We start from the raw sequence: 25480 nt of genomic DNA, 5'->3' as shown, positions 1-25480 counted from the left end.
TGCCGTTACACGTATCCCGGTCTCTCCGACCTGCCTCGGCAGGCCGGTGAGACCGGGATACGTGTGTCGGCGGATGCCGAGAGCGGCAAACGCTTAGTACAGCAGCATCGTCAGGCGACGCCGAGCGGCCACGACCTCGGGTGCGTCGAGCCCCGCGACCTCGAAGTACTCGAGCAGACGCGTGCGCGCCGCGTCTTTGCCTTGCTGGTCGAGCTTCGGAAAGAGCGTGAGGATCCGATCGAAGGCGTCCGTCACGTGCCCACCGCTCAGGTCGAGATCGGCGACTGCCAGCTGGGCGTCGAGATCGTCGGGCGACGAGGCTCCCGCCGCCCTCACGTCGGCCATCGTCACTCCCTGGAGGCGAGCGAGCAGCGAGACCTGCGCCAACCCCGCTACCGCGAGGTTGTCGCGGGGATCTTGAGCGATCGCCGTGGTGTATGCCGCCTTCGCCGCGTCGTAGTCACCCCGCTCGATGGCGTCGTAGGCGTCTTGGTGGTGCGGCGGTAGCGGCTCGGGCTCGGGTTCGCCAGTGGCCTCGGCAGCGGCACCGTCGACTGACAGTCGACCGGTCACCCCGTTCTGCTCGGCCAGTTCGAGCACCTGCTCGAAGACATCGCGCACCTGTGCTTCGGGAAGCGCGCCGACGAAGAGCGACACGGGGCGCCCCGCGATGACGGCGGCCACGGTCGGGATCGACTGGGCCTGGAAGGCCTGCGTCAGCTGCGGGTTCGTGTCGGCGTCGACCTTGGCGAGCACCAACCGGCCGGCATATTCGACGATCAACTTCTCGAGGATCGGCGAGAGCTGCTTGCACGGGCCGCACCACTCGGCCCAGATGTCGACGATGACCGGCACCTGGTTGCTCAGGTCGAGGATGGACGAGAACGTGGCGTCAGTGACGTCGACCACGAGCGAGGGGACGCCCGCTGCGGGTGCCGCGCCCCCGGCGCCGGATGCTGCAGGCGTCGCCGGGGATCCTTCGGTGTGACCGGGAGCGGGTGCTGCCGGACGGTTCACCAGGGAGGAGAGGTCGACGGCGCCGCGAAGACTGGCGGCGCTCGGGGGGACGTTGCTCATGAGACTTCTTTCGCTGAGATCAGTGCTTGGCTGAAGCCGAGGAGGACGATCTTGTCGTCACTGCCGACGGGCGGGACGGAGAAGAGGAGTTCGACGCCATACGTCGCCTCGATGCCCTTCGTCGACTTGTCGACACCGGCGAGCGACTTGACTTCGCCCTCGGTGTTGACCTCGGCACCCTTCTTGGTCGGCGTGACGGTCTCGGTCTCGTTGATGGCCACCGAGACGATCGCGCCGGCGTCGTTGGTCGCGAAGGCGATGCTCGGTTCGTCGTTCACCGAACTCGAGTAGGCGATCTTGGCCGTGGCGGGCAAGGCCGCCGCCTTCTTGTCTTTGTACGATTTGCCGATCTTCGGGCGGAGCGTGTCGCCGCTCGTCTGGAACGCCGCAGCCGAGGCGCTCTCCTTACCGTCTTTCAAGACGTCGGCGTAGGCGGCGGCGATCTTGTCGGGCTCCATCGCGAGCAACTTGACGTCGGGTGCGAGACGAGCGGCCCCGGTCGTCGCCGGCGCAACCTTGGGAATCTCGGCACCCGCCTCGAGGCCGACGAGATAGTCGACCTTGAACGCGTCGCGCGCGGACTCCTGCGTCAGCATCACGCCGACCGGCGCCACCTTCGTCGAGTCGTTGTCTTGAACCAACGCGAACACGGTGCGCGGCCACGAGTCGGTCTGCTGCGGCAGCGTCAACGTCACCGAACCCGTCGGGATCGACACGGGCAGAGCGGCCGAGTCGTCGTTCTTGCGGATCGCGTAGCTGGCTGTGCGCTGCTCGAGCGCAGGGCCGGTGAATCGAGTCGACGCCAGATCGGTGCTGCCCGCCTTGTCGGCTCGAGTCTGCACGCTGACGATGCGCTCGATGATCCGCTTGGCCTGGGCGACCGTCACTGCCGGCGGCTGGAGGGCGTCGCCGGGTGCCTCGGCGGAGGCGGACGGTGTCGGCGTTGCCGTGGCGGCCGTCGAGTCGGACGGCCCCTGGGGCCAGTAGTCGGACGAGCAGCCAGCGAGCCCGACAGCCCCGACGAGCACGATCGGCACGACGGCGACCATGCGCCGACCGCGACTGCCCTTGCCCGCCGACGCACCGAGCGCTGCACGGCGTGACGATCGCAGAGAGCCCTGACGCTCGGCACGAGGAAGCTTGGGGCGACGACCACCACCCGACGAACGCCGAGGCCCACGGGTGCGACGGTGGTGGACGATCGCCCACACGAAGAGGCCGATTCCGATGAGGAACACGAGGAGGCCTGCCGTCACGAGCGGTCCGACGAGAGGGGTCGCGGTCGACAGCGGCCAGCTCACCGAGAGGTTCGACGGCGCCGGTTTGGTGCCGTCAGTCGCTACGATGAGAGAGATGTCGTCGGGCGCGTCAAGCGAGAAGTTGAGGGCCTGGCCGGAGAACTCGGTGTACCAGAGATCGGAATCACGAGGATCCGGCACCGACCCCGATGTTCCCTCGACGGTCTTGCTCACCAGCTTCTTCAGCGAGGCGTCGTAGGAGACCGTGTTGTGAGCGGAGTCGCCGACCCAGGCGGTGATGTCGGCGGTCTTCGCATAGGCGGCGAACGACGTGCCATCCCCTTCGATGTGGATGCTCTCCCGCCCCGGGTACGCCTTCAGGGCACTGGCCGGGATGATCGTGACGGGGGCGGACGACGTGGTCGTCACGGACGAGGTCACCGAGTCGGGCGGTGCGAAGACCGTCCGCTGAGCGAGCCCGAAGAGCACCAACAGACCCGCGATCACCAGGGTGATGACGGCCAAGACGAAACGCACGAGATTTTCTCCCTTCGTGCCACCATCCGGGTATCTGGCGGCAGCGAATTTAAGACCCTTCAGGGTAGCCGACGACTCTGAGAGACGCCTAGCCAGCATGAGAGGCCGGGAATCCCGCTAAAATGCGGAGGTTGGCCGCCCTCGGGCATGCCACCGCCGTCCACCGTTCTCGTGTCCCGTTAGATATCCGGGCTCGCCCCAACCACAGGGAGACATCGTGGCCACTGATGAGGCTGAATTCGGAACCGAACTCCGCGGGTACAAGAAGGAGGAGGTCGAGAAAGCTCTCGGCGATCTCCGGCGGGAACTGATCAAGGCGAACAACGACCGAGCCGAACAGGCCGAATCGGCACGGCAGCTGTCGCACCGCATCGAAGAGCTCGAAGACGAACTCGAAGAGGTCGGGGAGCCAAGCTACAAGGGCCTTGGGGCCAAGCTGGAAAACACGCTTCGACTCGCGGAAGAGCAGTCGAACGACCTCATCGCCAAGACCGAGCGCGACGCAGCCGAGCTTCGCTCGACGACCAGCGCCGAGGCCGAGCGGGTCACCGACGAAGCACGTGAGCGCGCCGCCGACATTCTCGACGACGCTCGCGGCCGTGCCGCCGCCCAGGTCGAAGAGTCGACCGGAGAGGCCGATCGCCTCGTGGCCCGGGCTCGCGACGACGCGGCGGCAATGATCGCCGATGCCGAGCGCGATGCGGCTGCTACGCGCACGAACGCATCCACCGAGGCAGCCGAGGCCATGGCGACAGCAAAGCGCGAAGCCGCCGCTCTTCGTGCCGCCGCCGAACGCGAGGTCGCTGACCTCAGGGCGGCCGTCGAGGCCGAGGTCGCCGAGGCACGCGAAGGTGCAGCCGACCTCGCACGCGACACCGAGGAGGGCCGCGCCCTCCTCGCAAGCGACACCGAGCGCCAGCGCGCCGAGCTCGAACTCGAGTCCACCACAGTCCGCGACGATCTGGCCCGGCTCGACGAGACGACCCGCGCCGACCTTGAACGAGAGGTCGCCGCACGGCGCGACTCGCTCGATCGCGAGGTCGTCGGCACCCGCACCGAACTTGCCGAAGAGATCACGAACGGCCGAGCCGAACTCGACCGCGAGATCACCGCGGCCCGGGCCCTTCTCGCAAGCGACACGGCGACCGCCCGCGAGGCCCTCGCTCGAGAGGCTGAGAGCACCCGCGCCGAGCTCGACCGAGAGGTCGCCGAGGCGCACGCCGATATCGAAGCCGCCCGGCTCGCCAGTGCGGAAGAGATCGAACGCACCACCCGCGAGACCCGTGAGCAGATCGACCGCGACTTGACGCAGACCCGCGACCGCATCGAGCGCGATCTGGCTGATCACCAGGCTGCAATCGCCGCCGAAGCTGCTCGCGCCCGCTCCGAGCTCGATGCCGATCTCGCCGAGACGCGCGCCCGCCTCGCCCACGACGACGACGAACAGCGCACTCGCCTCCGTGGCGAGCGCGAGACCTTCGATGCCGAGATCGCCGCCGACCGCGACCGGATCGCTGCTGAACTCGACCGGGAGGCGCACACGGCCCGTACCGCTCTCGAAGTCGAGCTGGCGACGCGACGCGACGAGGCCGAGCAGGATTACGTCCAGCGGCACCACGACGCCGTCGAAGAGACTCAGACGTTCCTCGACGAGGCGAACGCTCAACTCGCCGACGTGACCGAGCGTGCAGAGACCAAGCGCAAAGAGGCCCGCGAGGCGGAAGCGAACGCCTACGCCGCGGCGCGCAAGACCCGCGCCGAGTCGGAGCGAGTGGCGAACGAGACCCTGAGCAATGCCCGCTCGCGCGCCGAGTTCCTCGTCACCGATGCGGAGCGCCAGGCGCGCGGCATCATTGGCGACGCCGAGGAGCGCCTGTCGGCAATCAACCGGGAGCGCGACTCCGTGGCGGCCTACTTCGAGAACCTCCGGGGCATGGTCGGCCAGGTAGCCAAGTCGCAGTCCCAGCAGGGCGAGTGATCGTCGCGTGAGAATCTCCAACGCTTACCGTCTCGGCCTCCTCGGTGGCCTCGGCGTCTTGACGGCGATCCTCATCGGCACTGCCCTCGGCGAGCTGTCGACGATCATCACCTACGTGGGCGTCGCCCTCTTCCTCGCCCTCGGGCTCGACCCGGTGGTGCGGTGGCTCGAGAACCGTCACGTCCCCCGGCCTCTGGCGATCACCATCGTCATGGTCGGAGTCCTCCTCGCCTTCGTCGGCGTCGTCTTCGCGATCGTGCCCACGATCGTGCAGCAGACCTCGACGCTCGTCACCAACCTCTCGACCTACCTGCAGAGCGTGACGGCGCAGCAGTTCGTCGACAATCTCCAGTCGCTCGTCCCCAAAGACGCCTTCGACGTGCAAGACAGCCTCAACTCCGTCGTCGACTTCCTCACCGACCCGAAGAACGTCGTCGCCATCGGCGGCGGAGTGCTTGCGGTGGGGGTGGCGATCTCGAACGGCCTCGCCGGGGTCCTGATCGTTCTGATTCTCACGCTCTACTTCATGGCCTCGCTCGACAGCATGAAGCGCGGGGTCTCGCAGTTGATTCCCCGCTCGAGTCGACCCGAATACATCCGGCTCTCCGATCAGATCTCGAGCTCGATCGGCCGCTACGTCATCGGGCAGGTGGCTCTGGCGCTCCTCAACGGAATCCTGAGCTTCGTCGTCCTGTCGATCTCGGGTGCGCAGCTGCCGGCCTTCTTCGCCTTCATCGCGTTCATCGGCGCCCTGATCCCGCTGGTAGGCACAGTCGGGGCGGCAGCCGTCATCGTCCTCGCCCAGGTAGCGCTCCTTCCCCTCTCCCCCGCGACCTGGATCTTCCTCGCGATCTACTACCTCGTCTACATGCAGGTGGAGGCGTACATCCTCGCGCCGCGTGTGATGCGACGCGCAGTCAAGGTTCCGGGCGTGATCGTGATCATTTCGGCCCTCGTCGGCGGCACTCTGCTGGGCGTGCTCGGCGCTCTCATCGCCGTTCCCGTCGCCGCGGCTGTCCTCTTGATCGTGCGCGAGGTCGTCATCCCTCGCCAAAACACGAAATAGGCGCGTTCGGCCGCTCCGGCCGGGGCCTGCTCTCTACGACCAGGTCTCGCCGAGAGGGAGTGCCGTCGGGTTGACGACCTCGACAATCTCGGTGAGCACGCGCCGGGTCTGATTCTCTCCGACCCACAGGTGCTTGCCGCCGGCGACTTCGATGAGCTCTGTCTCGGGCACGACCGCGAAGCGTTGACGGGCTGCCTCGGGGCGGAGGAAGTCATCGAACTCGGGAATGATCGCGACGAGACGACGCCCACTCCCGGCCCACCGACGCAACTCATCGTCGGTCGTGCGGGCGAGGGGTGGCGAAAGGAGAATGGCACCCGCGATGTCATGCTCGAGGCCGTGCTTGAGCGCCACCTCGGTGCCGAACGACCAGCCCACCAGCCACGGTGTCGGAAGCCCGCGCTCGGCGACGAAGGCGATCGCCGCTGCAAGGTCGAAGCGTTCGGTCTCGCCGTCGCCGAATTCCCCTTCGGAACGACCCCGGGGCGACGAGGCGCTACGGAAGTTAAACCGCAAGACGGCCATGTCGGCCTGGGCTGGAAGACGAGCGGCGGCTTTGCGAATGATGTGGGAGTCCATGAACCCTCCTGCGGTCGGCAGGGGGTGCAGGGTCAGAAGGGTGCCCGAGGGCGCAGCATCGGCCGGCAGCACCAACTCTCCCACGAGCGTGAGCCCATCGGCCGTATGCAGCTCGATGTCGCTTCGTCTCGCCGGAAGCTCGACTCCGCCGCGAACATCGATGCTCGATCTGGACGGCTGTTCTGTCACGCGATCCTCCAACAGTGGGTATGCCAGTGACGCCGCGCAGCGAGGTCGCTCTCGGCGCCGAAGAGACCGTCGGCGCGCCAAGCGACTACGTGGGGTGTGCCGGGTTCGATCGACTTGCTGCACCCGGGGCACACGTACGCCTTCGGCGACGTGGCCCCTGAGATCGACTGAACGACGAACTCGCGCCCCCGCTTGACCTCGGTCTGTTGACCACCGAAGAGGATCCGGCCGAGGTCGCTCGTCTCCGACTCGGTCTCCGCCCCACGACCCCGGGGGCGCCGAGGTCGGTTACTTCGAGGCATGGATAAAACCTTATCGAACGAGACGCAAATAGGCCTCGATCGAGGGGTCGCTCAGTACCAGTTGTTGGCGACCGAGTGCGCCCAAGCGCCACACGGGTTTCCGTAGCGACCCTGGATGTAGTTCAGGCCCCAGGTGATCTGGGTGGCCGGGTTGGTCTGCCAGTCGGCTCCGACGGACGACATCTTGCTGCCAGGAAGGGCCTGCGGGATTCCGTAGGCACCGGACGGGTTGGCCGCGTAGACGTTCCAGCCCGACTCCTTGTTCCAGAGCGAGACGAGGCAGTTGTACTGGTCGGTGCCCCAGCCTCGGGCGGCGACGAGCTCGGCGCCGATCGCCTGGGCGCTGCCCGGCGTTGCGGCCGCAGCAGCGGGAGCCGCAGTGACTGCAGGTGTCGCCGATGCGGACGAGTCGGTCGCCGTGGCGGTGTCGGTCGTGGTCGTGTCGGTCGTCACCACGGGTGCCGCCTTCTTGACGACGGGCGCGGTGTACTCGACGGTGTAGGCGTCGCGACTCGTCGCCACGGTGGCACCGGACGCGACCGTGTAGCTCTGGCCGGCTGCGACCTGAGCCGAGGGTGCAGCCGGCGCGAGTGAGATGGGCGCTGCGGTTGCGGCCACGGCCCCCGACAGCGGGTTCACGAGCGAGGCGGAGACGAACGCGAAGCTGGCCGCGAAGCCGACCAGGGGAACGATGACTCGCCGGCTGGTACGACGCCGACCTGCGGGGCGGGCCGCGAAGGATGCACCCGCCGCTTCAGCAGGACGAATCTGGCGAACCGGAGCGGAAACGCGAGGTCGGGGAACTACTGCCCGGTGCTCGTGCCTCGACGTGCGCTCGGAGGACGGAACTGCGGATGCCTGAACTGCGGAGTGCCTACCCATAAGTTCGACAACTATAACGGATGGATCACGCTCCGCCAAGGGCGACTCACCGGACGGCGAGCATCACATCGATCACCGAATCGAGCACCAGGTCGACCTGGCCCTCGCGGTAACCGCCTCGTTTCGGGCGGAACACACTGGTGCGCACCTCTTCGATGCTCAGCGCGCGCCCCTCCGAGAAATACCCCTGCAGCCGCTCGACCAGGCTGTCGACGTCTTTGGGGTGGTACCCCGCCGAAAGGAACGTGACACGGTCGAAACGCCGCCCCTCCGGCCTTTCCAACCGGGCGACGATAGCCTCGGCGGTCGATCGGGCCTCGGCGAACCAGGTCTCGTCGCCCGTAGCCCGGAGCACCCGGTCGCGCTCCCTCATGGCGAAGGCGTCTTCGAGACGCTCGAGTGCTGCGTCGACATGCGCGGGCTCGTAGCCCTTCTTCACCATGCCGAAGGCGGTGTGCCGAATCGTCTCGGCCGAGACGGTCGCCTCGGAGACGGTCGTGGAGTCGCTCGAATACGCGGCTCTAGCCCGCTTCAAGAACTCCTCCACCTGATCGATGTCGTAGCCGCGGGTCGAACCGGTCACTCTCGGGAAAGTCGCACTCACGCCGACCATTGTGCCGCACGAACAGCCCGGCCCGAACTCCCAGAGCAGAAGAGCCCAGGATCCGACGTCAAGCGAAGATCAGATAGAGCGCGTAGGCGACTACCGCCGACGGCAGAGTCGAGTCGAGTCGATCCAGGAATCCCCCGTGGCCCGGCAACCAGGCCGAGATGTCTTTGATGCCCAGATCGCGTTTGATCAGCGACTCCGTCAGGTCGCCGACAGTGGCGGTCAACGTGAGAACGGCTCCGAGGATGATGCCGAGCCACCAGGGCTCGTGAATCATGAACACGGAGATCAAGACACCGGCGATCATGGCGGACGCCGCGGATCCTGCGAAGCCCTCCCAGGTCTTCTTGGGCGAGATCCGCGGGGCCATCTTGTGCTTGCCGAAATTGAGCCCGGTCGCATACGCGCCCGTGTCGACCGCGATGACGATGATGAGTGTGCCGAGCGCCCACCACTGGCCGCCCTCCTGGGCGGTGAGGAGGACGAGGAAGGATCCGAGGAACGTCGTGTAGATCTGCACGAAGGCGCCGGCCGCGAGGTCGCGACCGATGTCGGCGGCCGACGCCCGTCGAGACGGCAGGACTTGTTCAACGAGGCGCCAGACGGAGATGACGACGACGCCGCCCAGGAGGACGAGCCACTGCCCATCCGCCTTCCAGACGTAGGAGGCGACCACCACTGCCATCGCCACGACCACGCTCGGGATGCGCGGCACCTTGCGCCCCGCTGACCTCAGCGCGTTCGTCAGCTCGATGACGATAAAGAAAATCAGCGCCGCCGCGACGATGACGAAGACCCACTTGACCAGAACCAGGCTGAGAAGCACCGACCCGCCGAGCCCGACCCCGATGCCGATAGCTGCGGGAAGGTTGCGGCCCGTGCGCGCCGTCAGCTTCTCGTTGCTGGCCTCGAGTCGCGCGCGCTGCGCACGGAGGTTGGCCTCGAGCTCGTGGCGGGCGTTGTGTGCGCGCTCGTCGAAGTCGGGTCTCTTCTGGTTCGACGAACCAGACTGATCAGGATCGGAAGAAGCCGTGCCCATCAGACTTCGAGCAGCTCCGCTTCTTTCTTCTTCAAAGCGTCGTCGATCTGGTCGACGAAGCCCTTCGTGATCGACTCGAGCTCTTTCTCGGCGCGAGCCACCTCGTCGTCGCCGACCTCGGTCTGCGAGTCGAGGTCGTCTTTGGCCTTGCGACGGATGTTGCGGACGGCGATCTTCGCGTCTTCGCCCTTGCCACGAACGATCTTCACGAACTCTTTGCGGCGATCCTGCGTCAGCTCGGGAATGGTCACCCGAATGATGGTGCCGTCGTTCGACGGAGACGCGCCGAGATTCGGGAAGGTCGTGATGGCCTTCTCGATTTCTTTGAGAGCGGTCTTGTCGTACGGGGTCACGATGAGCGTGCGTGCCTCAGGCGCCTGCAGTGAGGCGAGCTGAGCCAACGGCGTCGGGGTGCCGTAGTAGTCGACGGGGATCTTCTGGAACAGCGCCGGGTTGATGCGTCCGGTTCGTACGGTGTTGAAGTCGTCTTTCGCGACCTCGACCGCCTTGCGCATCTTGTCTTTGGTCTCGGTCAATACGTCGGTGATCGCCACAGTGCTCCTTAGTTCGTCGTCAGCTTACCCGGGCCGCCCCGGTGGTTACCGGGGCCGCGCCGAGCCCGTCAGTTGCTGACGAGCGTTCCGATTCGCTCGCCACGGATTGCGCGAGCAACGTTGCCCTCGCCCTCCATGCCGAAGACGTGCATCGGCATTCCGTTGTCCATGCAGAGGCTGAATGCAGTCGAGTCGACCACTTTCAGCCCCTTGACCAGCGCGTCCTGGTAGGTGAGATGGTCGAGCTTGACAGCGGTCGGATCGAGGCGGGGGTCGGCCGAATAGACGCCGTCCACTCCGTTCTTAGCGACGAGCACCTCTTCGGCACCGATCTCGAGGGCGCGCTGAGCCGACACGGTATCGGTCGAGAAGTAGGGCAGTCCGGCGCCGGCACCGAAAATCACGATGCGGCCCTTTTCGAGGTGGCGGGCGGCACGGCGCGGAATATAGGGCTCAGCGACCTGCGTCATCGAGATGGCCGACTGAACCCTCGTGGAGGCCCCGGTCTGCTCCAGGAAGTCTTGCAGCGCGAGGGCGTTCATCACGGTGCCCAGCATGCCCATATAGTCGGCGCGGCCGCGATCCATGCCGCGCTGGCTCAGCTCGGCCCCACGGAAGAAGTTGCCTCCGCCGACGACGATCGCGACCTCGACCTCGCTGGAGGCCTCGGCGATCTCGCGGGCCAGTGCGCTGACGACGTCGGGGTTCACTCCCAGCGAGCCTCCGCCGAATGACTCTCCCGAAAGTTTCAGGAGGACCCGCCTGCGTGCGATCTTCGGTGTCTTCATCGTGCTGGTCTCCCTCTGGTGATGTCTCAGGTCAGGTTATCGAGAATTGGGGGCGGTGAAATCGGGGCAGAGAAATGGGGCCTGAGACGAGTGATCGTCTCAGGCCCCAATCATGCAAGACGCTACGCGCCGACCTTGATCCGGGCGAAGCCCTGAACGGTCATGCCGGCCTCGTCGAGGACCTTCTGCACGGACAGCTTGCTGTCTTTGGCATAGGCCTGGTCGAGAAGGGCGATCTCCTTGAAGAAGCCCGTCAAGCGACCCTCGATGATCTTCGGCAGAGCCGCTTCCGGCTTGCCCTCGTTCTTCGCGGTCTCGGTGACGATGGCGCGCTCGCGCTCGACCTCGTCGGCCGGAACCTCGTCGCGGCTGATGAACTTCGGATCAGCGAAGGCCACGTGCTGCGCAATGGAGCGAGCGGTCTCGGCATCGCCACCGGTGTACCCGACGACCACGCCGACCTGCGGGGGCAGGTCTTTGGAGGTCTTGTGGAGGTAGATCGCGAACTCGGTGCCCGGCACGGTGGCGACGGTGCGGAGTTCGACCTTTTCGCCGAGAAGGGCGGCCTCCTGGTCGACATACGCGGCGACCGTCTGGTCACCCGAGAGGATGGCAGCGTTGCCGGTCGCGGCGTCGTCGGCGCCCGAGGCGGCGACGGCGTCGAGAACGGTCTCGGCCAGAGCGATGAACTTGGTGTTCTTAGCGACGAAGTCGGTCTCGCTGGCGAGCTCGATGATCGTGGCGGTGCCGGCCGTACCGGGCTTGGCGGTCACGAGACCGGCGGTCGTCGTGCGACCCTCGCGCTTTGCAACGCCCTTCAGGCCCTTGACGCGGAGGATCTCGATCGCCTTGTCGAGGTCGCCGTCGGCTTCGACGAGTGCGTTCTTGCTGTCGAGCATGCCCGCGCCGAGACGGTCGCGAAGCACCTTGACATCGGCAAGTGAGTAGTTGGCCATAGATGTGCCCACCTTTCGTGGATCAGAGGCTGAATCGTGAGGAAGGGATCACCGGGCGCCGAAACGCCCGATGATCCCGACGGGGAGGGTGTTACTTGGCGTCGGCGGCGGCGTCGACAGCAGCAGCGTCGGCATCGACTGCGTTCGCGACCTCGGGGTCGGCCTCGGCGACCGGGTTAGCGACGGGCTCGCCCAGTGCCTTCTCGGCGACCTGAGCGTCGGCGTCGTTCTCTTCGGTCGGCTCGGCAGCGGGGGCTGCCTCGGCGGCAGGAGAGGCTTCGGCAGCCGGGGCAGCGTCAGCGGCGGGAGCGTCGGTCGACTGCGCGAGCAGCTCGGCCTCCCACTCGGCGAGGGGCTCGACCGGGGTCTCACCGGCCTCGGGCTTCTGGTGACGCTGAATGAGGCCCTCTGCAGCGGCGTCGGCGACGATGCGCGTCAGCAGACCGACGGAACGGATCGCGTCGTCGTTGCCCGGGATCGGGAACTGGATCTCGTCGGGGTCGCAGTTGGTGTCGAGGATGCCGATGACGGGGATGCCGAGCTTCTTGGCCTCATCGATCGCGAGGTGCTCTTTTTTGGTGTCGACGACCCAGAGAGCCGACGGCGTCTTCGTGAGGTTGCGGATACCGCCAAGAGTCTTGTGAAGCTTGTCGAGCTCGCGCTTCTTGATGAGGAGCTCTTTTTTGGTGAAGCCCTGAGTCGTGTCGTCGAAGTCGATCTCTTCGAGCTCTTTCATGCGAGCGAGGCGCTTCGAGACCGTCTGGAAGTTGGTCAGGAGACCACCGAGCCAGCGCTGGTTGACGAACGGCTGGCCGACACGGATCGCCTGCTCGGAGATGGACCCCTGAGCCTGCTTCTTGGTGCCGACGAAGAGGATGGTGCCGCCGTGGGCGACCGTCTCCTTGACGAAGTCGTACGCCTTGTCGATGTAACCGAGCGACTGCTGGAGGTCGATGATGTGGATGCCGGAGCGCTCCGCGAGGATGAATCGCTTGACCTTCGGATTCCAGCGCCTGGTCTGGTGTCCGAAGTGAACGCCGCTGTCGAGCAGCTGGCGGATGGTGACGACGGCCATGGCCGTTCTCCTTCTCTACGCGCGAAGACGCGCGTCTTTTCGGTTGAATGGACGACCGGTCGGTCGCCTCTGCCTGGTGCCCGGCCTCACACCCGCCCCCGAGATCGTGATGATCGTCGAGAGACCGAATGGGTGGAATTGCCGCCGCGTCTTGTGCTGATGCACATACGGCTAGGGCACGCGAAGTCAGCCTGCAAGCAGACTGCTCGCTAATAGTAACACCACGAACGCCCCGTCTCCGTCTGGAGAACAGGGCGTCCGTGTGTGTGGGGAGCGGTGGGATCCTAAGCGTTCGCTCCGACCGCCGCCGTGCCCATCTCTTCGAGCGAACGGCCCTTGGTCTCTTTGATCTTGAAGAACACGAAGATCAGCGACAGAAGGGCGAAGAAGGCGAAGATGCTGTACGCGAGAGTCAGGTTGATCGCCGACAGGACGGGGAACGCGACGGTCACGACGAAGTTCGCGATCCAGTTGGCGGTCGAACCGATGCCGAGGGCGGCCGCACGGATGCTCGGCGGGAACATCTCACCGAGCAGGACCCACATGAGCGGGCCCCAGGTAGCACCGAACGAGACGACGAAGAGGTTGGCCGCGACAAGGGCGATGGGGCCCCACGCACCGGGGAGCTGCGGGTCTCCGGAGACGATGTCGGCCTGGCTGAACGCAACGGCCATTGCAGCAAGGCTGATGGTCATGCCGATCGAACCAGCGAGCAGCATCGGACGACGGCCCACCTTGTCGACCAGGGCGATCGCCACGAAGGTGACGGCGACGTTGACCACGGAGGTGATCGTCGAGATGAGGAAAGCGTCGCTCTCTTGGAAGCCGACTGCCTTCCAGAGGGTCGTCGAGTAGTAGAAGATCACGTTGATGCCGACGAACTGCTGCAGAACGGCCAGGATGATTCCGACCCAGACGATGCCCTGGAGACCGGCGACCGGCCCGCGGACGCTCGACTTCTTGGCGAGCTTCGCCTCGGTGTTGATGGCGTCTTCGATGTCGTGGAGGCTGGTCTCGACGGTCTCGGTCGGGACGATCTGACTGAGCACGCTCCGGGCTTCGTCGCGACGGCCTTCGCCCGCGAGGTAGCGAGGCGACTCGGGAAGACGCAGCGCGAGGATCCCGTAGACCGCGGCGGGGACGACGCCGACGATGAACATCCAGCGCCAGGCCTCCAACGGCCCGAGCATCGCCGAGGCACTGCCCGCACCGGTGGCGAGAAGCTGATCGGAGAGTAGGGCGGCGAAGATACCGAGCGTGATCGCCAGCTGCTGGAATGAGCCGAGACGACCGCGGATGCCCTTCGGCGAGACCTCCGAGATGTACGCCGGAGCGATGACCGACGCGATACCGATGCCGATGCCGGCGATGACGCGCCACAGCACGAAGTCCCAGACCGCGAAAGCGAGACCGGCGAGGATCGACGAGGCGAAGAACAGGATCGCCCCGAGGAGCATCACCTTGATGCGACCGAAGCGATCGGCGAGACGGCCCGCGACGTAGGCGCCGACGGCGCAGCCCAGAAGGGCCGAGGCGACCGTGATGCCGGTAGCTGCCGCGGGGATGCCAAATTGCTGAGCAATCGAGTCGACCGCACCGTTGATGACGGAGGAATCGAATCCGAAGAGGAACCCGCCGACGGCCGCGGCGACAGCGAGGGCCGTCACCCGCCTCTCGAGCTTCTTCGCTTCACCGGGCGGAGTGGTGGATGTCGTGTCGGACACTGTTCTCTACTTTCCAAGCCGTCGATCCAGCCTGGGGCGGCGAGACCGACAAGATTATTCAGGAAGCAGCGACTCGTGACCGCCGCCTCCCCACATGCGACGTGCACGAATCGTTGTGCACAGAAAGACCCTACGCCCGCCGAGGTGCTTGCGCCGACGCGAGCATAGGGGGCATGGTTCTCCGCCTTCTCGCAGCGCTCCTGCTCGCCGTCGCTCTCGGCCTAGCCCCGCAGGTTTCCCCCGTCGGAGCGGTCACGACTGCCGGCGCGACTGTCGCCACGGTCGTCGCGAAGGATCCCGGTGCTGCGCTCGCAGGGCGCTGGTCGTGGCCGTCTCCCCCACCCCATCGGGTCGTCACACCGTACGAAGCACCCAGCGCGGTCTGGTCGCCGGGGCACCGCGGTATCGACGTGGCGTCGATGCCGGGCGTGGTCGTCGTCGCCCCCGAGGCGGGCGTCGTACACTTCGCCGGAACCGTCGTCGATCGTCCGGTGCTGTCGCTCGAGCACGCGGGCGGAGTGCTGTCGAGCTTCGAGCCGGTGCGCGCGACGGTGGCACGTGGTCAGCACGTCGACCGCGGCCAGCCCATCGGCGTGGTCGAGCCGGGCCATTGCGCGTCGTCGGAGCCCTGCTTCCACCTCGGTGCCCGGGTCGACGGCCGCTACGTGTCGCCGCTCCTCCTCCTCGGCGAGCTACGCCGCTCCGTTCTCCTGCCGACACGGCCCCTGTAGCCCGAGGACTTCAGGCGCGAGGGTGCGCCGATCGATAGCTTTCGCGCAAGCGTTCGGTCGAGACGTGCGTGTAGATCTGCGTCGTGCCGAGGCTGGCGTGACCGAGCTGCTCCTGCACGGCACGGAGGTCGGCCCCGCCGTCGAGCAGGTGAGTCGCGGCCGTGTGCCTCAGCGCGTGCGGCCCCGCCGGTCCTGAACCCGGAAGAGGCTCGAGGATCCGGGCCACCAGCGCGTAGACCGACCGTGCCCCCAGACGCGAGCCCGATCGCCCCACGAAGAGTGCTGCACGATCGGCGCGGGCGCCTGTTGCGAGCTGTGGCCGGCCTCGGGTGAGGTAGTCGTCGAGGGCGGCCGACGCCGGCACTCCGAAGGGGACGACGCGCTGCTTCGCTCCCTTTCCGAGCACGCGCACGACGAGTCGTTCGAAGTCGACGTCGCCGAGGTCGCAGCCGACGAGCTCGCCGACGCGGAGCCCCGCCCCGTAGAGCAGCTCGACGACGGCGAGGTCGCGGAGGGCGGTCGCGTCGCCACCGACGGCTGCGGCGGCCAGCTCATCGAGGATCCCGCCCATTTGGTCCCGGGTCAGCACCCGCGGCAGGTGACTCTCCGCCTTCGGCGCTCGGAGCCGGACACCCGGATCGACGTCGACCCGCCCGGTCTCGTGCAACCATCGCGTGAAGGCGCGGGCGGAGGCCGATCGCCGGGCGATGGTGGAGCGGGCGAGGCCCCGGTCGGTGGACTCCCACAGCCAGTCGCGCAGGGTCTCGAGGTCGAGGCCGGCCGTGCGCGGATCCTCGTCGAGTCGCCCCCGAACGAAAGCGAGCAGGTCGGCGAGATCGGCCCCGTACCCGCGCACGCTGTGCTCGCTCAACCCGCGGGCGGAGCGAAGCCACGACCGGAAGTCGTCGATGTCGCGCGCGAGGGTGTCGTCCACGACGCCAGCGTAGGCCCGCCAGGGCGACGACGAGGCGCGGCACCCCGTTGCCCCGATGGCGCCTCGTCATCTCACGAGCCGCACCCACCCCCGCTCGCGCTCTTCGACCTGACCGGCGAGCTCGAGCACGGCGAGAGTCGCCTGCACCTCGGCCGCCGTCAGCCCCGAGTCCCGCTCGATGCGGTCTTCGTGGCGGGCCTGCCGCCCACTCAGCGCATCGAGCACGCGGTGTTCGGCGGCGGACCTCCGGCGTCCGGTACCGCCGGGAGATGTATCGACCAGATCGGGGCTGGCGGCGCCCACGATGTCGTCGACCCCCTGAACCAGCACGACCTCGGGATCGCGCAGCAATCGATGGCACCCGGCCGACGAGGGCGACGTGATCGGCCCCGGCACTGCACCCAGCGGTCTCCCGAGGCTCCGCGCGTGACCGGCCGTGTTGAGCGCGCCCGACCGATGACCCGCCTCGACGACGACCGTCGCTGCCGTCAGCGCAGCTATCACGCGATTCCGCTGCAGAAACCTCCAGCGCGACGGCACCGTGCCGCACGGCACCTCCGACCCGACCGCGCCGGTCTCGGCCACGCGCACGAGAAGATCGTGGTGCCCTGCCGGATAGAAGCGGTCGACTCCCCCGGCCATGATGGCGACGGTAAGGCCGCCGGAGGCGAGGGCCGCTCGATGGGCTACGCCGTCGATGCCGTAGGCGCCCCCCGACACCACGCCGAAACCGCGGAGCACCAACCCCGTGCCGAGTTCCGTGGCGACCTGCTCCCCGTAGTTCGACGGGGCCCTCGATCCCACCAACGCCACCGAGGGCCGGGACGACAACGCACTCGCGTCACCCCGGATCCAGAGCGTCGCGGGGGCGTGCACCCCCAGCTCGTCGAGGCTCGTCGGCCAAGCCGGATCGCCCGGGAGCAGCAGCCGCGCCCCCGCGATGCTCGCCGCGCTAAGGGCAGAGCGGATCGCGACCGGGTTGAGCCGTGGAGCCCAGCGGGCTTTTGCCGCAGCGATGTCGAGACCCTCTGTGCCGAATCCTGCTTCCACCAGCGCGCGAACCACGTCGGGGCCGTCGCGGCGGAGGACGTCGAAGGCCCCCGCGGGCCCGAAGGCCGCTCGGAGCACCCCGCCCACCGAATCGCCCGGTTCGACAAGGCACGACCAGACGGCCGAGGCGAAGTCGTCGCCAGCAGTCTCAGCGCGGTCTCGACCCACACCCCCGAGGAGAGCGGAGACCTCGGCATCACCGATTTCGCCGAGGCCCGGTATCACCGCGGCCTCCTGAGCGCGAGAGCTGCTCCGACGTGACCGGCATCCGGGCGGTCCTGGGCGTCGAGGTCGGCGAGCGTCCAGGCGAGACGCAACACGCGGTCGTAGCCCCGCATGGTGAGGGTGCCGCCTTCGAGCGCGCGGTCCATGTCGGCGGTGTCTGCGGCGGCCAGGCGCTGGGGTTCGGCGCGCAACCACGCACCGGGCACCTCCGAGTTGAGCCGCCAGGGTGTTGACGCCAGCCGAACGGCGGCTCGCTCTCGGGCCCGTTCAACCCGGACACGGGCCTCGGCCGTGCTTGTCGTGTCTACAGCGCCGTCGGTCGCGAGGTGAAACTGCGCCGCGTCGATCCGCGTGAGCCGCACGTGGATGTCGATGCGGTCGACGAGCGGCCCGGACACCCGGGTGAGGTACCGCCGCCGGGCGAACGGAGTGCACTCGCAAGGGACGTCGCGACTGCCGTACTGCCCGCAGCCACAGGGGTTTGCTGCGAGGACGAGCTGGAATCGCGCCGGAAACACGGCACCGACGGCGGTGCGCTGGAGCTGGATCTCGCCGGACTCGAGGGGCTGACGGAGTCCGTCGAGCACGTGGGCCGGAAACTCGGGTGCCTCGTCGAGAAAGAGAACCCCGCGCGACGCCCTCGACACGGCGCCCGGTCGCAGCACGCTGCTTCCGCCACCTACGAGAGCCGTAGCACTGCAGGAGTGATGCGGGCTTTCGAAGGGCGGGCGCCGCTCCAGCTCGCCGCTGAGGGGCAGGCCGCAGAGCGAGCGGATCGACGACACCTCAAGGGCCGATTCGACGTCGAGGTCGGGCAGAAGACCGGGTAGCCGCGCCGCCAGCATGCTCTTGCCCGACCCGGGCGGCCCGACCATCATCGTGTGGTGCCCGCCCGCCGCAGCGACGACGAGACCCTCGACGGCCGCCCGGTTGCCGATCACCTCCCCCAGGTCGAGCTCGCTCTCCGGTCGAGGGGCGGCCGCCGGGAGCGTCAGCGGCTCCACCTCCTCGGGCGTGAAATCGCCGCCGTGCCAGATCGCTGCCTCTCGAAGACTTGCGACGCCGACCACCCTGACCCCGGGCACGAGCGTCGCCTCGGCCTCGTTGGCGGTCGGAACCATCACGCGTTCGGCGCCGGCGCGAGCGGCGCCGAGAACGGCAGGCAGTACACCCGACACCGGACGAAGGCGACCGTCGAGCCCGAGCTCTCCGATGTGGACGACCCGGTCGATCGACTGGCGGTCGACCAGATCGGATGCCGCAAGTGCGGCGACGGCGATCGCCAGGTCGAACGACGCGCCCTGTTTCGGCAGTGCGGCCGGCGACAGGTTGACCGTCAGTTTGCGCGGCGGCAGCGCGCAGCCCGAGTTCGCTGCAGCGGCTCGCACCCGGTCGCGGGCTTCGCCGAGCGACGTGTCGGGCAGCCCGATCAAGACGAACCCCGGCAGACCGTCGCTGATATCGGCCTCGACTTCGACGAGCTGGCCACCCACTCCGACGAGGGCGACCGCCTCGGTGCGTGCGACGGTCACGCGACGTTCTCGAGGTGCTCGATGACGGGTCGCGTCGAGGCATCAGCCTCGAGGGTGACCGCGACCACGTCGACCCGCAACCGCTGGCCGGAACGCGGGTTGCCGTGAGCCCAGGCGAGCGCCAGTCGCCGTAGCCGCTGCACTTTCGCGGGCGTCACCGCTTCGAACGGATGCCCCGCCGCGTGGCCCGTGCGCGTCTTCACCTCCACCACGACCACGTAGTCGTCGTCTTCGGCGACGATGTCGACCTCACCCTCGGGGCACCGCCAATTGCGATCGAGGATCCGGTAGCCCCGCTCAGCGAGATGCACGGCAGCCACCTCCTCGCCGAGGGCACCGACTTCTTGATTCGTGTTTTTCTTCGTCATCACGACCTCCTGCTTCGAGGATCGCGAAACGGCGCCGTCTCAGACGGAGGAGTCGTCAGACTGGGGAGAACTAGAGGCGGTCGACCGCCTCAGGAGACGAGGCCTGGCTACTCGTCGAGCGCAAGCTCTTTGGGCAGTTCGAGATCGCGCGTCGTGAGCTCTTCGACGTTGACGTCTTTGAAGGTCAGCACCCGCACCGACTTCACGAACCGGTCGGAGCGGTAGACATCCCACACCCAGACGTCGCTCATGGTCAGCTCGAAGTAGAAGTCGTGCTCGGTGTCGCGGCGCAACAGTTCGACCTCGTTGGCGAGGTAGAAGCGTCGTTCGGTCTCGATCACGTACCGGAACTGCGACACGACGTCACGATATTCGCGGTAGAGAGCGAGCTCGACCTCGCGGTCGTAGTCTTCGAAATCGTCGTCGTCCATCGAGGAGACATCTTACCCGCGACCACTGGGCAACCGAGCGTCGCCGCATCGGCGCAGGAGAGCCGAGCGTCTCGCCGCCAGCGCAAGAGATCTGGCCTTGGCCGGGTAAGTGCAGCAGGGTCAGCGCAGCAGGGTCAGCGCAGCCGGGTCAGCGCAGCCGGGTCAGCGCAGCCGGGTCAGCGCAGCCAGGTCAGCCGGTGCAGCGGAGACGGCCCGAGGGCCTGGAGCGCCTCGTAGTGCGTCGCCGAGCCGTAGCCCTTATTGCCGGCCCAGCCGTAGCCGGGATGCAGAGTGTCGAAGTCGATCATCATGCGATCGCGGTGCACCTTGGCGATCACCGAGGCGGCGGCGACCGAGGCGCAGTCGCGATCCGCCTTGATTCGAGTGGTGATGCGCGGCGGATGCGTCAGTGCGGACGACAGGTAGTCGTGGTTGCCGTCGAGCACCACGACGGAATCGAGGATCCCGACGCCCTGCTCGTGCAATTGGACGAGCGCGCGTTTTCCGGCGATCCCGAGAGCGGCGATGATGCCGAACTCGTCGACTTCACCGGGCTCGGCCAATCCGACTGCCGACGCGTGCGACCAATCGACGGCCAGCGGATACATCAATTCGCGACGCTTCTCGCTGAGCATCTTGCTGTCGCGAAGGCCAGCGGGGTGCGGATCGCACGCGGCGATCACCGCGCTCATGCCGACCGCGACCGGCCCGGCGATGGCGCCGCGGCCTACCTCGTCGCAGCCCACGACCCAGGTGACGCCCTCGGCGTGCAGGGACCGCTCGAAGTCGAGGGTCGGATCGGCGACCACCATCAGCAGCAGCCCGGAATCAATCGGATGCGTGCTGTCACTGTGTCGATTTATCGGTGCCGCGGAAGACGCTCTGGTAGTCGTCGAGCCACGTCCAGCGACTTACCGGCCAGGTGATGACGAAGGCGCGACCCACGACGTCGGACTCGGGCACGAAGCCCTTCGACGGTGTTCCGGTCTGAAGCCGACTGTCGGCGGAGTTGTAGCGGTTGTCGCCCTCGACCCAGAGCGAGTCGGCCGGAACCGTCACGCTGAAATCGTCTTTCGATTCTTTGGTCACGCCGGCCGGAAGCTTCGTGTAGGCCTTCTCGTCGAGCGGAACACCGTTGACCGTCGTCTGGCCGAAGTCGTTGCAGCAGGCGACCTTGTCGCCCGGCAGGCCGATGACCCGCTTGATGAGGTGGTCGTCGCTGTCTTGCGTGCCGAGCCCCACCTGGGTGAGCGCCCACTGGAATCCATCGATGACCGGGTTGCCGGTGGTCGACGACACCTGGTCGGTGGACCCGAGCCATCCGCCCGGGTCTTTGAAGACGACCACGTCGCCGCGCTTGATCGGAGTGACTCGAGGCACAAGCTCGTTGACGATGATGCGGTCGTTCACCTGCAGGGTGTTCTGCATCGATTCGGACGGGATGTAGAACGAGCGCACCAGGAACGTCTTGATCAGGAAGGAGATCAGCAGGGCGACGAGGAAGATGATGACGATATCGCGGAGAAACCGCCCGGCACCGCCACGGCGCTTCTTGCGGCCGCCCGTGTCGGCGGGATCGTCGTCTGACCGACGGCGACCGCGAACGGCCTCGCTGTCGGGCGTCACCGACGGGAGCTGCATGCCTCGACGCAACCTACCCATGAACGTGCTGTTATCTGTCATTTAACCACCAGAGCTCCCCGCCAAATGGTACTGGACGGGGAGCTCGGAAGCGGCGAGAGTGCTGAGCGTGTCAGCCCTGCCACCGGAGGCGCGGACTAGTTGTCGCGCTTCTCTTTAATCTTTGCCTTCTTGCCACGAAGTTCGCGCAGGTAGTACAGCTTCGCGCGGCGCACGTCGCCTCGGCTGACGAGCTCGATGTGGTCGATGACCGGCGAGTGCACGGGGAACGTACGCTCGACGCCGACCTGGAAGCTGACCTTACGAACGGTGAAGGTCTCGCGGACGCTGTCGCCCTGGCGGCCGATGACGACGCCCTGGAACACCTGGACGCGCGAGCGCGTGCCCTCGATGATGTTGACGTGGACCTTGACGGTGTCGCCGGCGCGGAAGTCGGGGACATCGCTGCGAAGCGACGCGGCATCCAGACTGTCGAGGATGTGGCTCATGATGATTCGCTCTCTGCAACCGCCACAGGTCGATCGCGGTTTCGGGGCGCCTGTCGATCGAGTCGAACTCGTTGCCGACCGGCGCATTTCGAAGAGTGTTCGTGCCTCGTAATGGCAGACTCCCCTGTGGCAGAGTCGTGCGCGGGCACAATTAACCATTGTGCCACAGGCGACACGCCCGGCGCTACGCGCGAGGGGTGATGCGGATCGTGTGTTCGGCATCGGCAGCGAAGGATCCGGGTGACGTCTGGCCGGATCCTGGTGTTCCGCCCTGTACCACCCGCTCCATCTCGGCCAGCGTGGACCGGAAGCCGTCTCGGGCCGACCGGACCGACTGCCAGATGCTTGCGACCAGAAGCGCCGCCCCGGCCGCGATCGTGACGACGATCGATGCGGCAGAAAGTGCGGTCGACAGGGCCACCGCGTCGTTGCCGACCAGAGCGCTGAACGCGGAACCCGCCGACTGCGACGAAGTCGAGTCGACCAGGAAAAAACCGCTGCCCAACTGGCCAAGCCAGGTGAGCGTCAGGAGCCCCGCGTCGATCCACGAGACGGCGCGACGAGTGCGGTTGTCGCGTCGGAGAGACACCAGGGCGATAGCCACGGCCTGCACCACGAAGAGGATCGGGACGAGCACGATCTGCGCGACGAACTGGTAGCCGAGCGGGGCACCGAAGAACACTCGGGCGAGCAGAACCCACGCCGGCAGCACGATTGCCGCCACCCACAGAGCACGGTAGAGACCTCTACGAACCCACATGCAGTGAAGACTATGCACGGACAGTGAAGAATGGCTCCATGATCGATCTGCGAACACCCGGAGAAATAGACGCCATGCGACCGGCTGGGCGGTTCGTCGCCTCAGTGCTCGAGGCCACACGCAAAGCCGCGACGCCCGGCACCAACCTGCTTGAGCTCGACGCGCTCGCCCACCGCATGATCACGGCGGCGCGAGCGGAGAGCTGCTACATCGACTACCACCCCTCGTTCGGTGCGATGCCGTTCGGCAAGGTCATCTGCACCTCGGTCAACGACGCCGTGCTGCACGGACTCCCGTTCGACTACCGCCTGCAGAAGGGTGATCTGCTGAGCCTCGACTTCGCAGCGAAGGTCGACGGCTGGGTGGCCGATAGTGCCCTCAGCATCGTCGTCGGCGGCGATGAGACCGCCGAAGACCGAGCCCTCATCGACGCCTGCGAGCAGGCCCTCGCGGCCGGCATCGCCGCGGCCCAGCCCGGCGGGCGCATCGGAGACATCTCTGCGGCGATCGGCGACGTCGCCCGCGCAGCCGGCTACGCGGTCAACCTGCAGTTCGGCGGACACGGCGTCGGTACCGAGATGCACGGCGACCCTCACATCGCGAACGACGGGCGCGCGGGCCGCGGCTTCCCGCTGCGGCCGGGCCTCGTCATCGCGATCGAGCCGTGGCTCATGCAGAGCACCGACGAGATCTACACCGACGCCGACGGCTGGACGATCAAGAGCGCAGATGGCTCGCGAGCGGCCCACGTCGAGCACACGGTAGCGATCACGCCGGAGGGCCCTCTCGTTCTGACCGCGCGGGGCTAGCCGGATCCTTCGGTGTCGCGCCCTGCGTGTACCTAGCCGCTTCGACGCCCTAGTCGGACGCTTCGCCGAGAAGGTCGGGCCGAACCCTGCGGGTGCGCTCGACCTGCTGCTCGTGACGCCAGGTCGCGATGGCGCCGTGGTTGCCGCTCAGCAGAACGGGCGGCACCTCGTGCCCGCGCCACGTCGAGGGCTTCGTATAGCTCGGGTATTCGAGGAGCCCGTCTTCGTGGCTCTCTTCGGTGAGGCTCTCGGGGTTGCCGACGACGCCGGGCACGAGGCGTCCGATGGCTTCGACCATCGCCATGGTGGCGACCTCGCCGCCGTTCAAGACGTAGTCGCCCAGGCTGATCTCGCGCACCTCGACGTTTGGCCGGGTGCGGGCGTGATCGATGACGCGCTGATCGATGCCCTCGTAGCGGCCGCAGGTGAAGACCAGCCGAGGGGCGAACGCCAGTTCGCGTGCCTGAGCCTGTGTGAAAGGCGTGCCGGCCGGTGAGGGCACCACCATGACGGTGCCGGGCTCAGCGTCGCCGAGCAGGGAGTCGAGGGCTTCACCCCACGGCTCCGGCTTCATCACCATGCCGGCGCCGCCGCCGTACGGGGTGTCGTCGACGGTGCGGTGCCGGTCGTGCGTGAAGTCGCGGAGGTCGTGAACCCTGGCATCGAGCAGCTTCTGTTGACGGGCCTTGCCGAGAAGCGAGACGTCGAGCACTCTGAAGAACTCCGGAAAGATCGTGACGATGTCGATCCGCACAGAACTACTTCTGGTCTTCGGGGGCAGCGACGTCAGGATCCGACGCGGTCACCGGGGCGGTCTCGTCGCGTTCCGCGCCAGCCTCCGCATCGCTCTCGGCGGCATCGTCGACAAGCTCTTCGAAGAGACCGAGCGGCGGCGTGACGGTGATCGTGCGCGAGGCCAGATCGACCGAGGGGACGATCGCGCTCACGAAAGGCACGAGCACCTCGCCGGACGGCGTCTCGACTGCGAGCAGGTCTTGGGCCGGCAGGTGATCGACGCGGGCGATCGTGCCTACCTCGCGGCCGTCGCGAACAACGGAGAGACCGACCAATTGGTGATCGAACCACGCGTCGGGTTCGTCGCTGACCTCGAGCCCCTCGTGCTCGACCCACAGGATGGCCTTCGCGAGGGTTTCGGCTGCACTGCGGTCGGAGATGCCGGTGAAGAAGCCCACGGGGTGGGAGTTGTACCAGCGGAGTTCGCCGAGCTCGAGCGTCTTGCCATGCCAGGGGCTGTCGGTCGGCACCTGGAGTGCGAAGACGGCGCCGGGGACGAAGCGCTTTTCGGGAGCGTCGGTGAAGAGTTCGAGTTTCAGCCCGCCCTTGAGGCCATGGGCCTTGGTGAGGCGGCCGACGCGCAGACGCGTCCCCTCGGGGGACGGCGCGTCGACTCGGGTGTTCGTGTCGTCTGCCACCGATTCAGGAATCGGTGTCGACGACATCGACGCGAACGCGCTTCCCGTCGGCGAGAGCCGTGACGAGAGTGCGAAGCGCCTTGGCGGTGCGCCCGGAGCGTCCGATGACGCGTCCGAGGTCTTCGGGGTGGACTCGGACTTCGAGCACGTCGCCGCGCGGAGAAGCCTTGGAGACCACCTGCACCTCGTCCGGGTGATCGACGATCCCCCGGACGAGGTGTGTGAGTGCAGGTGCGAGCACTGACTACGCCTCGGTCGTCTCTGCGGACTCGTCGGCGGCAGGAGCCTCGGCCTTGGGAGCCTCGGCCGGCTTCTCAGCCTTGGGCTTCAGCACGGGCTTCTTCTTCTCGTCAGCGACGAAGGCCTCTTTCGCGACCTTGGTCTTGACAGTGCTGACGGCGTTCTTGTCGCCCTTGAACTGACCCCAGTCGCCGGTCAGCTTGAGGAGCGCAGCGACCTGCTCGGTCGGCTGAGCGCCGACGCC

General features: G+C 67.2%; 28 protein-coding genes and 1 pseudogene. 4 read left to right on the top strand and 25 right to left on the bottom strand.

What is annotated here, in order from left to right; translation table 11 throughout:
* Window positions 1–93: 93 nt before the first annotated feature.
* A complete protein-coding gene (locus ITJ49_RS16815) occupies window positions 94–1077 on the bottom strand; it encodes a tetratricopeptide repeat protein (protein ID WP_194606701.1) in 984 nt (327 codons plus the stop codon).
* Window positions 1074–2852: a hypothetical protein gene (locus ITJ49_RS16810; protein ID WP_194606700.1), complete on the bottom strand. Its 1779-nt coding sequence runs from the start codon at window positions 2850–2852 to the stop codon at window positions 1074–1076. Before ITJ49_RS16810 ends, ITJ49_RS16815 begins: the two co-directional genes overlap by 4 nt.
* A 217-nt stretch (window positions 2853–3069) precedes the next feature.
* Between ITJ49_RS16810 and ITJ49_RS16805 the strand changes: the two genes are divergently transcribed.
* Both ITJ49_RS16805 and ITJ49_RS16800 read left to right on the top strand, forming a co-directional pair.
* The gene (locus ITJ49_RS16805; protein WP_194606699.1) at window positions 3070–4830 is read left to right on the top strand and encodes a hypothetical protein; all 1761 of its coding nucleotides are present in this window, start codon (window positions 3070–3072) and stop codon (window positions 4828–4830) included.
* Between the two features lie 7 nt (window positions 4831–4837).
* Window positions 4838–5896 (top strand): AI-2E family transporter, encoded by a 1059-nt coding sequence (locus ITJ49_RS16800; RefSeq protein WP_055958725.1) that lies wholly within the window; start codon window positions 4838–4840, stop codon window positions 5894–5896.
* Between the two features lie 33 nt (window positions 5897–5929).
* Here ITJ49_RS16800 and ITJ49_RS16795 read toward each other — a convergent pair whose 3' ends face one another.
* The 10 genes from ITJ49_RS16795 to ITJ49_RS16750 form a co-directional block, all read right to left on the bottom strand.
* Window positions 5930–6664, bottom strand: a complete 735-nt coding sequence (locus ITJ49_RS16795; RefSeq protein ID WP_370544587.1) for an alpha/beta hydrolase — start codon at window positions 6662–6664, stop codon at window positions 5930–5932.
* Window positions 6661–6966, bottom strand: a complete 306-nt coding sequence (locus ITJ49_RS16790) for a hypothetical protein (protein ID WP_194606698.1) — start codon at window positions 6964–6966, stop codon at window positions 6661–6663. The genes ITJ49_RS16795 and ITJ49_RS16790 overlap by 4 nt, the downstream gene beginning before the upstream one ends.
* 51 nt (window positions 6967–7017) lie before the next feature.
* Window positions 7018–7848, bottom strand: a complete 831-nt coding sequence (locus ITJ49_RS16785) for a transglycosylase SLT domain-containing protein (protein ID WP_194606697.1) — start codon at window positions 7846–7848, stop codon at window positions 7018–7020.
* Window positions 7849–7894: 46 nt separating this feature from the next.
* Window positions 7895–8461 (bottom strand): DivIVA domain-containing protein, encoded by a 567-nt coding sequence (locus tag ITJ49_RS16780; protein ID WP_055958734.1) that lies wholly within the window; start codon window positions 8459–8461, stop codon window positions 7895–7897.
* Between the two features lie 58 nt (window positions 8462–8519).
* Window positions 8520–9497, bottom strand: a complete 978-nt coding sequence (locus ITJ49_RS16775; RefSeq protein ID WP_194606696.1) for a phosphatidate cytidylyltransferase — start codon at window positions 9495–9497, stop codon at window positions 8520–8522.
* Window positions 9497–10012 (bottom strand): ribosome recycling factor, encoded by a 516-nt coding sequence (gene frr / locus ITJ49_RS16770; RefSeq protein WP_055961960.1) that lies wholly within the window; start codon window positions 10010–10012, stop codon window positions 9497–9499. Before frr ends, ITJ49_RS16775 begins: the two co-directional genes overlap by 1 nt.
* A gap of 107 nt (window positions 10013–10119) precedes the next feature.
* Window positions 10120–10839 carry a UMP kinase gene (gene pyrH / locus ITJ49_RS16765; RefSeq protein ID WP_055958737.1) on the bottom strand — a complete coding sequence of 240 codons (720 nt, stop codon included), beginning with the start codon at window positions 10837–10839 and terminating at the stop codon, window positions 10120–10122.
* 122 nt (window positions 10840–10961) lie between these two features.
* Window positions 10962–11795: a translation elongation factor Ts gene (gene tsf, locus ITJ49_RS16760; protein ID WP_194606695.1), complete on the bottom strand. Its 834-nt coding sequence runs from the start codon at window positions 11793–11795 to the stop codon at window positions 10962–10964.
* 91 nt (window positions 11796–11886) lie between these two features.
* Window positions 11887–12870: a 30S ribosomal protein S2 gene (gene rpsB, locus ITJ49_RS16755; protein ID WP_194606694.1), complete on the bottom strand. Its 984-nt coding sequence runs from the start codon at window positions 12868–12870 to the stop codon at window positions 11887–11889.
* 284 nt (window positions 12871–13154) lie between these two features.
* Window positions 13155–14594, bottom strand: a complete 1440-nt coding sequence (locus ITJ49_RS16750) for a sugar porter family MFS transporter (RefSeq protein ID WP_055958746.1) — start codon at window positions 14592–14594, stop codon at window positions 13155–13157.
* Window positions 14595–14767: 173 nt separating this feature from the next.
* Between ITJ49_RS16750 and ITJ49_RS16745 the strand changes: the two genes are divergently transcribed.
* Window positions 14768–15325: a peptidoglycan DD-metalloendopeptidase family protein gene (locus ITJ49_RS16745; RefSeq protein WP_194606693.1), complete on the top strand. Its 558-nt coding sequence runs from the start codon at window positions 14768–14770 to the stop codon at window positions 15323–15325.
* 10 nt (window positions 15326–15335) lie between these two features.
* Here ITJ49_RS16745 and ITJ49_RS16740 read toward each other — a convergent pair whose 3' ends face one another.
* The 9 genes from ITJ49_RS16740 to ITJ49_RS16700 form a co-directional block, all read right to left on the bottom strand.
* Window positions 15336–16259 carry a tyrosine recombinase XerC gene (locus ITJ49_RS16740; RefSeq protein WP_370544586.1) on the bottom strand — a complete coding sequence of 308 codons (924 nt, stop codon included), beginning with the start codon at window positions 16257–16259 and terminating at the stop codon, window positions 15336–15338.
* A gap of 66 nt (window positions 16260–16325) precedes the next feature.
* Entirely contained in the window at window positions 16326–17534 is a 1209-nt protein-coding gene (gene dprA / locus ITJ49_RS16735; protein WP_370544585.1) for a DNA-processing protein DprA, read from the bottom strand.
* Window positions 17531–19066 (bottom strand): YifB family Mg chelatase-like AAA ATPase, encoded by a 1536-nt coding sequence (locus tag ITJ49_RS16730; protein WP_194606692.1) that lies wholly within the window; start codon window positions 19064–19066, stop codon window positions 17531–17533. The genes dprA and ITJ49_RS16730 overlap by 4 nt, the downstream gene beginning before the upstream one ends.
* The gene (locus ITJ49_RS16725) at window positions 19063–19434 is read right to left on the bottom strand and encodes a YraN family protein (RefSeq protein ID WP_194606691.1); all 372 of its coding nucleotides are present in this window, start codon (window positions 19432–19434) and stop codon (window positions 19063–19065) included. The genes ITJ49_RS16730 and ITJ49_RS16725 overlap by 4 nt, the downstream gene beginning before the upstream one ends.
* Before the next feature lie 107 nt (window positions 19435–19541).
* Window positions 19542–19865, bottom strand: a complete 324-nt coding sequence (locus tag ITJ49_RS16720; RefSeq protein ID WP_055958787.1) for a DUF2469 family protein — start codon at window positions 19863–19865, stop codon at window positions 19542–19544.
* A 176-nt stretch (window positions 19866–20041) separates the two neighbouring features.
* Complete coding sequence (locus ITJ49_RS16715) at window positions 20042–20677, bottom strand: ribonuclease HII (RefSeq protein ID WP_194606690.1); 636 nt, start codon at window positions 20675–20677, stop codon at window positions 20042–20044.
* Between the two features lie 34 nt (window positions 20678–20711).
* Window positions 20712–21548 carry a signal peptidase I gene (lepB, locus tag ITJ49_RS16710; protein WP_228514649.1) on the bottom strand — a complete coding sequence of 279 codons (837 nt, stop codon included), beginning with the start codon at window positions 21546–21548 and terminating at the stop codon, window positions 20712–20714.
* A 95-nt stretch (window positions 21549–21643) separates the two neighbouring features.
* Window positions 21644–21994, bottom strand: coding sequence for a 50S ribosomal protein L19 (gene rplS, locus ITJ49_RS16705; RefSeq protein ID WP_055958791.1), 351 nt, complete (start codon window positions 21992–21994; stop codon window positions 21644–21646).
* A 184-nt stretch (window positions 21995–22178) separates the two neighbouring features.
* Window positions 22179–22754, bottom strand: coding sequence for a hypothetical protein (locus ITJ49_RS16700; RefSeq protein WP_194606689.1), 576 nt, complete (start codon window positions 22752–22754; stop codon window positions 22179–22181).
* Window positions 22755–22792: 38 nt separating this feature from the next.
* Here ITJ49_RS16700 and map point away from each other — a divergent pair, with 38 nt between their 5' ends.
* On the top strand, window positions 22793–23563 hold the full coding sequence (gene map / locus ITJ49_RS16695; protein ID WP_194606688.1) for a type I methionyl aminopeptidase: 771 nt from the start codon (window positions 22793–22795) through the stop codon (window positions 23561–23563).
* 49 nt (window positions 23564–23612) lie between these two features.
* Here the strand turns inward: map and trmD are convergent, their stop codons facing one another.
* From trmD to ITJ49_RS16675, 4 genes and pseudogenes are all read right to left on the bottom strand, one after another.
* Window positions 23613–24317 carry a tRNA (guanosine(37)-N1)-methyltransferase TrmD gene (gene trmD / locus ITJ49_RS16690; RefSeq protein WP_194606687.1) on the bottom strand — a complete coding sequence of 235 codons (705 nt, stop codon included), beginning with the start codon at window positions 24315–24317 and terminating at the stop codon, window positions 23613–23615.
* Window positions 24318–24321: 4 nt separating this feature from the next.
* Window positions 24322–25023 (bottom strand): ribosome maturation factor RimM, encoded by a 702-nt coding sequence (gene rimM / locus ITJ49_RS16685; protein ID WP_194606686.1) that lies wholly within the window; start codon window positions 25021–25023, stop codon window positions 24322–24324.
* Window positions 25001–25237, bottom strand: a complete 237-nt coding sequence (locus ITJ49_RS16680) for an RNA-binding protein (RefSeq protein ID WP_055958803.1) — start codon at window positions 25235–25237, stop codon at window positions 25001–25003. Before ITJ49_RS16680 ends, rimM begins: the two co-directional genes overlap by 23 nt.
* 3 nt (window positions 25238–25240) lie before the next feature.
* Window positions 25241–25480: pseudogene (locus ITJ49_RS16675) on the bottom strand (30S ribosomal protein S16); the annotation flags it as partial.

Source organism: Frondihabitans sp. VKM Ac-2883, from assembly GCF_015350875.1.
In the GTDB taxonomy this organism is placed as follows: Bacteria; Actinomycetota; Actinomycetes; order Actinomycetales; family Microbacteriaceae; genus Frondihabitans.
Note: the sequence above shows the minus strand (reverse complement) of the source record. Positions and strands in the feature narration are given on the sequence as shown.

Coding starts and splice junctions, on each gene's coding strand:
- ITJ49_RS16815 (WP_194606701.1), bottom strand. CDS start 1,077: ATGAGCAACGTCCCCCCGAGCGCCGCCAGTCTTCGCGGCGCCGTCGAC.
- ITJ49_RS16790 (WP_194606698.1), bottom strand. CDS start 6,966: ATGCCTCGAAGTAACCGACCTCGGCGCCCCCGGGGTCGTGGGGCGGAG.
- ITJ49_RS16785 (WP_194606697.1), bottom strand. CDS start 7,848: ATGGGTAGGCACTCCGCAGTTCAGGCATCCGCAGTTCCGTCCTCCGAG.
- ITJ49_RS16780 (WP_055958734.1), bottom strand. CDS start 8,461: ATGGTCGGCGTGAGTGCGACTTTCCCGAGAGTGACCGGTTCGACCCGC.
- ITJ49_RS16775 (WP_194606696.1), bottom strand. CDS start 9,497: ATGGGCACGGCTTCTTCCGATCCTGATCAGTCTGGTTCGTCGAACCAG.
- frr (WP_055961960.1), bottom strand. CDS start 10,012: ATGCGCAAGGCGGTCGAGGTCGCGAAAGACGACTTCAACACCGTACGA.
- pyrH (WP_055958737.1), bottom strand. CDS start 10,839: ATGAAGACACCGAAGATCGCACGCAGGCGGGTCCTCCTGAAACTTTCG.
- tsf (WP_194606695.1), bottom strand. CDS start 11,795: ATGGCCAACTACTCACTTGCCGATGTCAAGGTGCTTCGCGACCGTCTC.
- rpsB (WP_194606694.1), bottom strand. CDS start 12,870: ATGGCCGTCGTCACCATCCGCCAGCTGCTCGACAGCGGCGTTCACTTC.
- ITJ49_RS16745 (WP_194606693.1), top strand. CDS start 14,768: ATGGTTCTCCGCCTTCTCGCAGCGCTCCTGCTCGCCGTCGCTCTCGGC.
- ITJ49_RS16725 (WP_194606691.1), bottom strand. CDS start 19,434: ATGACGAAGAAAAACACGAATCAAGAAGTCGGTGCCCTCGGCGAGGAG.
- ITJ49_RS16720 (WP_055958787.1), bottom strand. CDS start 19,865: ATGGACGACGACGATTTCGAAGACTACGACCGCGAGGTCGAGCTCGCT.
- ITJ49_RS16715 (WP_194606690.1), bottom strand. CDS start 20,677: ATGGTGGTCGCCGATCCGACCCTCGACTTCGAGCGGTCCCTGCACGCC.
- lepB (WP_228514649.1), bottom strand. CDS start 21,548: ATGACAGATAACAGCACGTTCATGGGTAGGTTGCGTCGAGGCATGCAG.
- rplS (WP_055958791.1), bottom strand. CDS start 21,994: ATGAGCCACATCCTCGACAGTCTGGATGCCGCGTCGCTTCGCAGCGAT.
- ITJ49_RS16700 (WP_194606689.1), bottom strand. CDS start 22,754: ATGTGGGTTCGTAGAGGTCTCTACCGTGCTCTGTGGGTGGCGGCAATC.
- map (WP_194606688.1), top strand. CDS start 22,793: ATGATCGATCTGCGAACACCCGGAGAAATAGACGCCATGCGACCGGCT.
- rimM (WP_194606686.1), bottom strand. CDS start 25,023: ATGTCGTCGACACCGATTCCTGAATCGGTGGCAGACGACACGAACACC.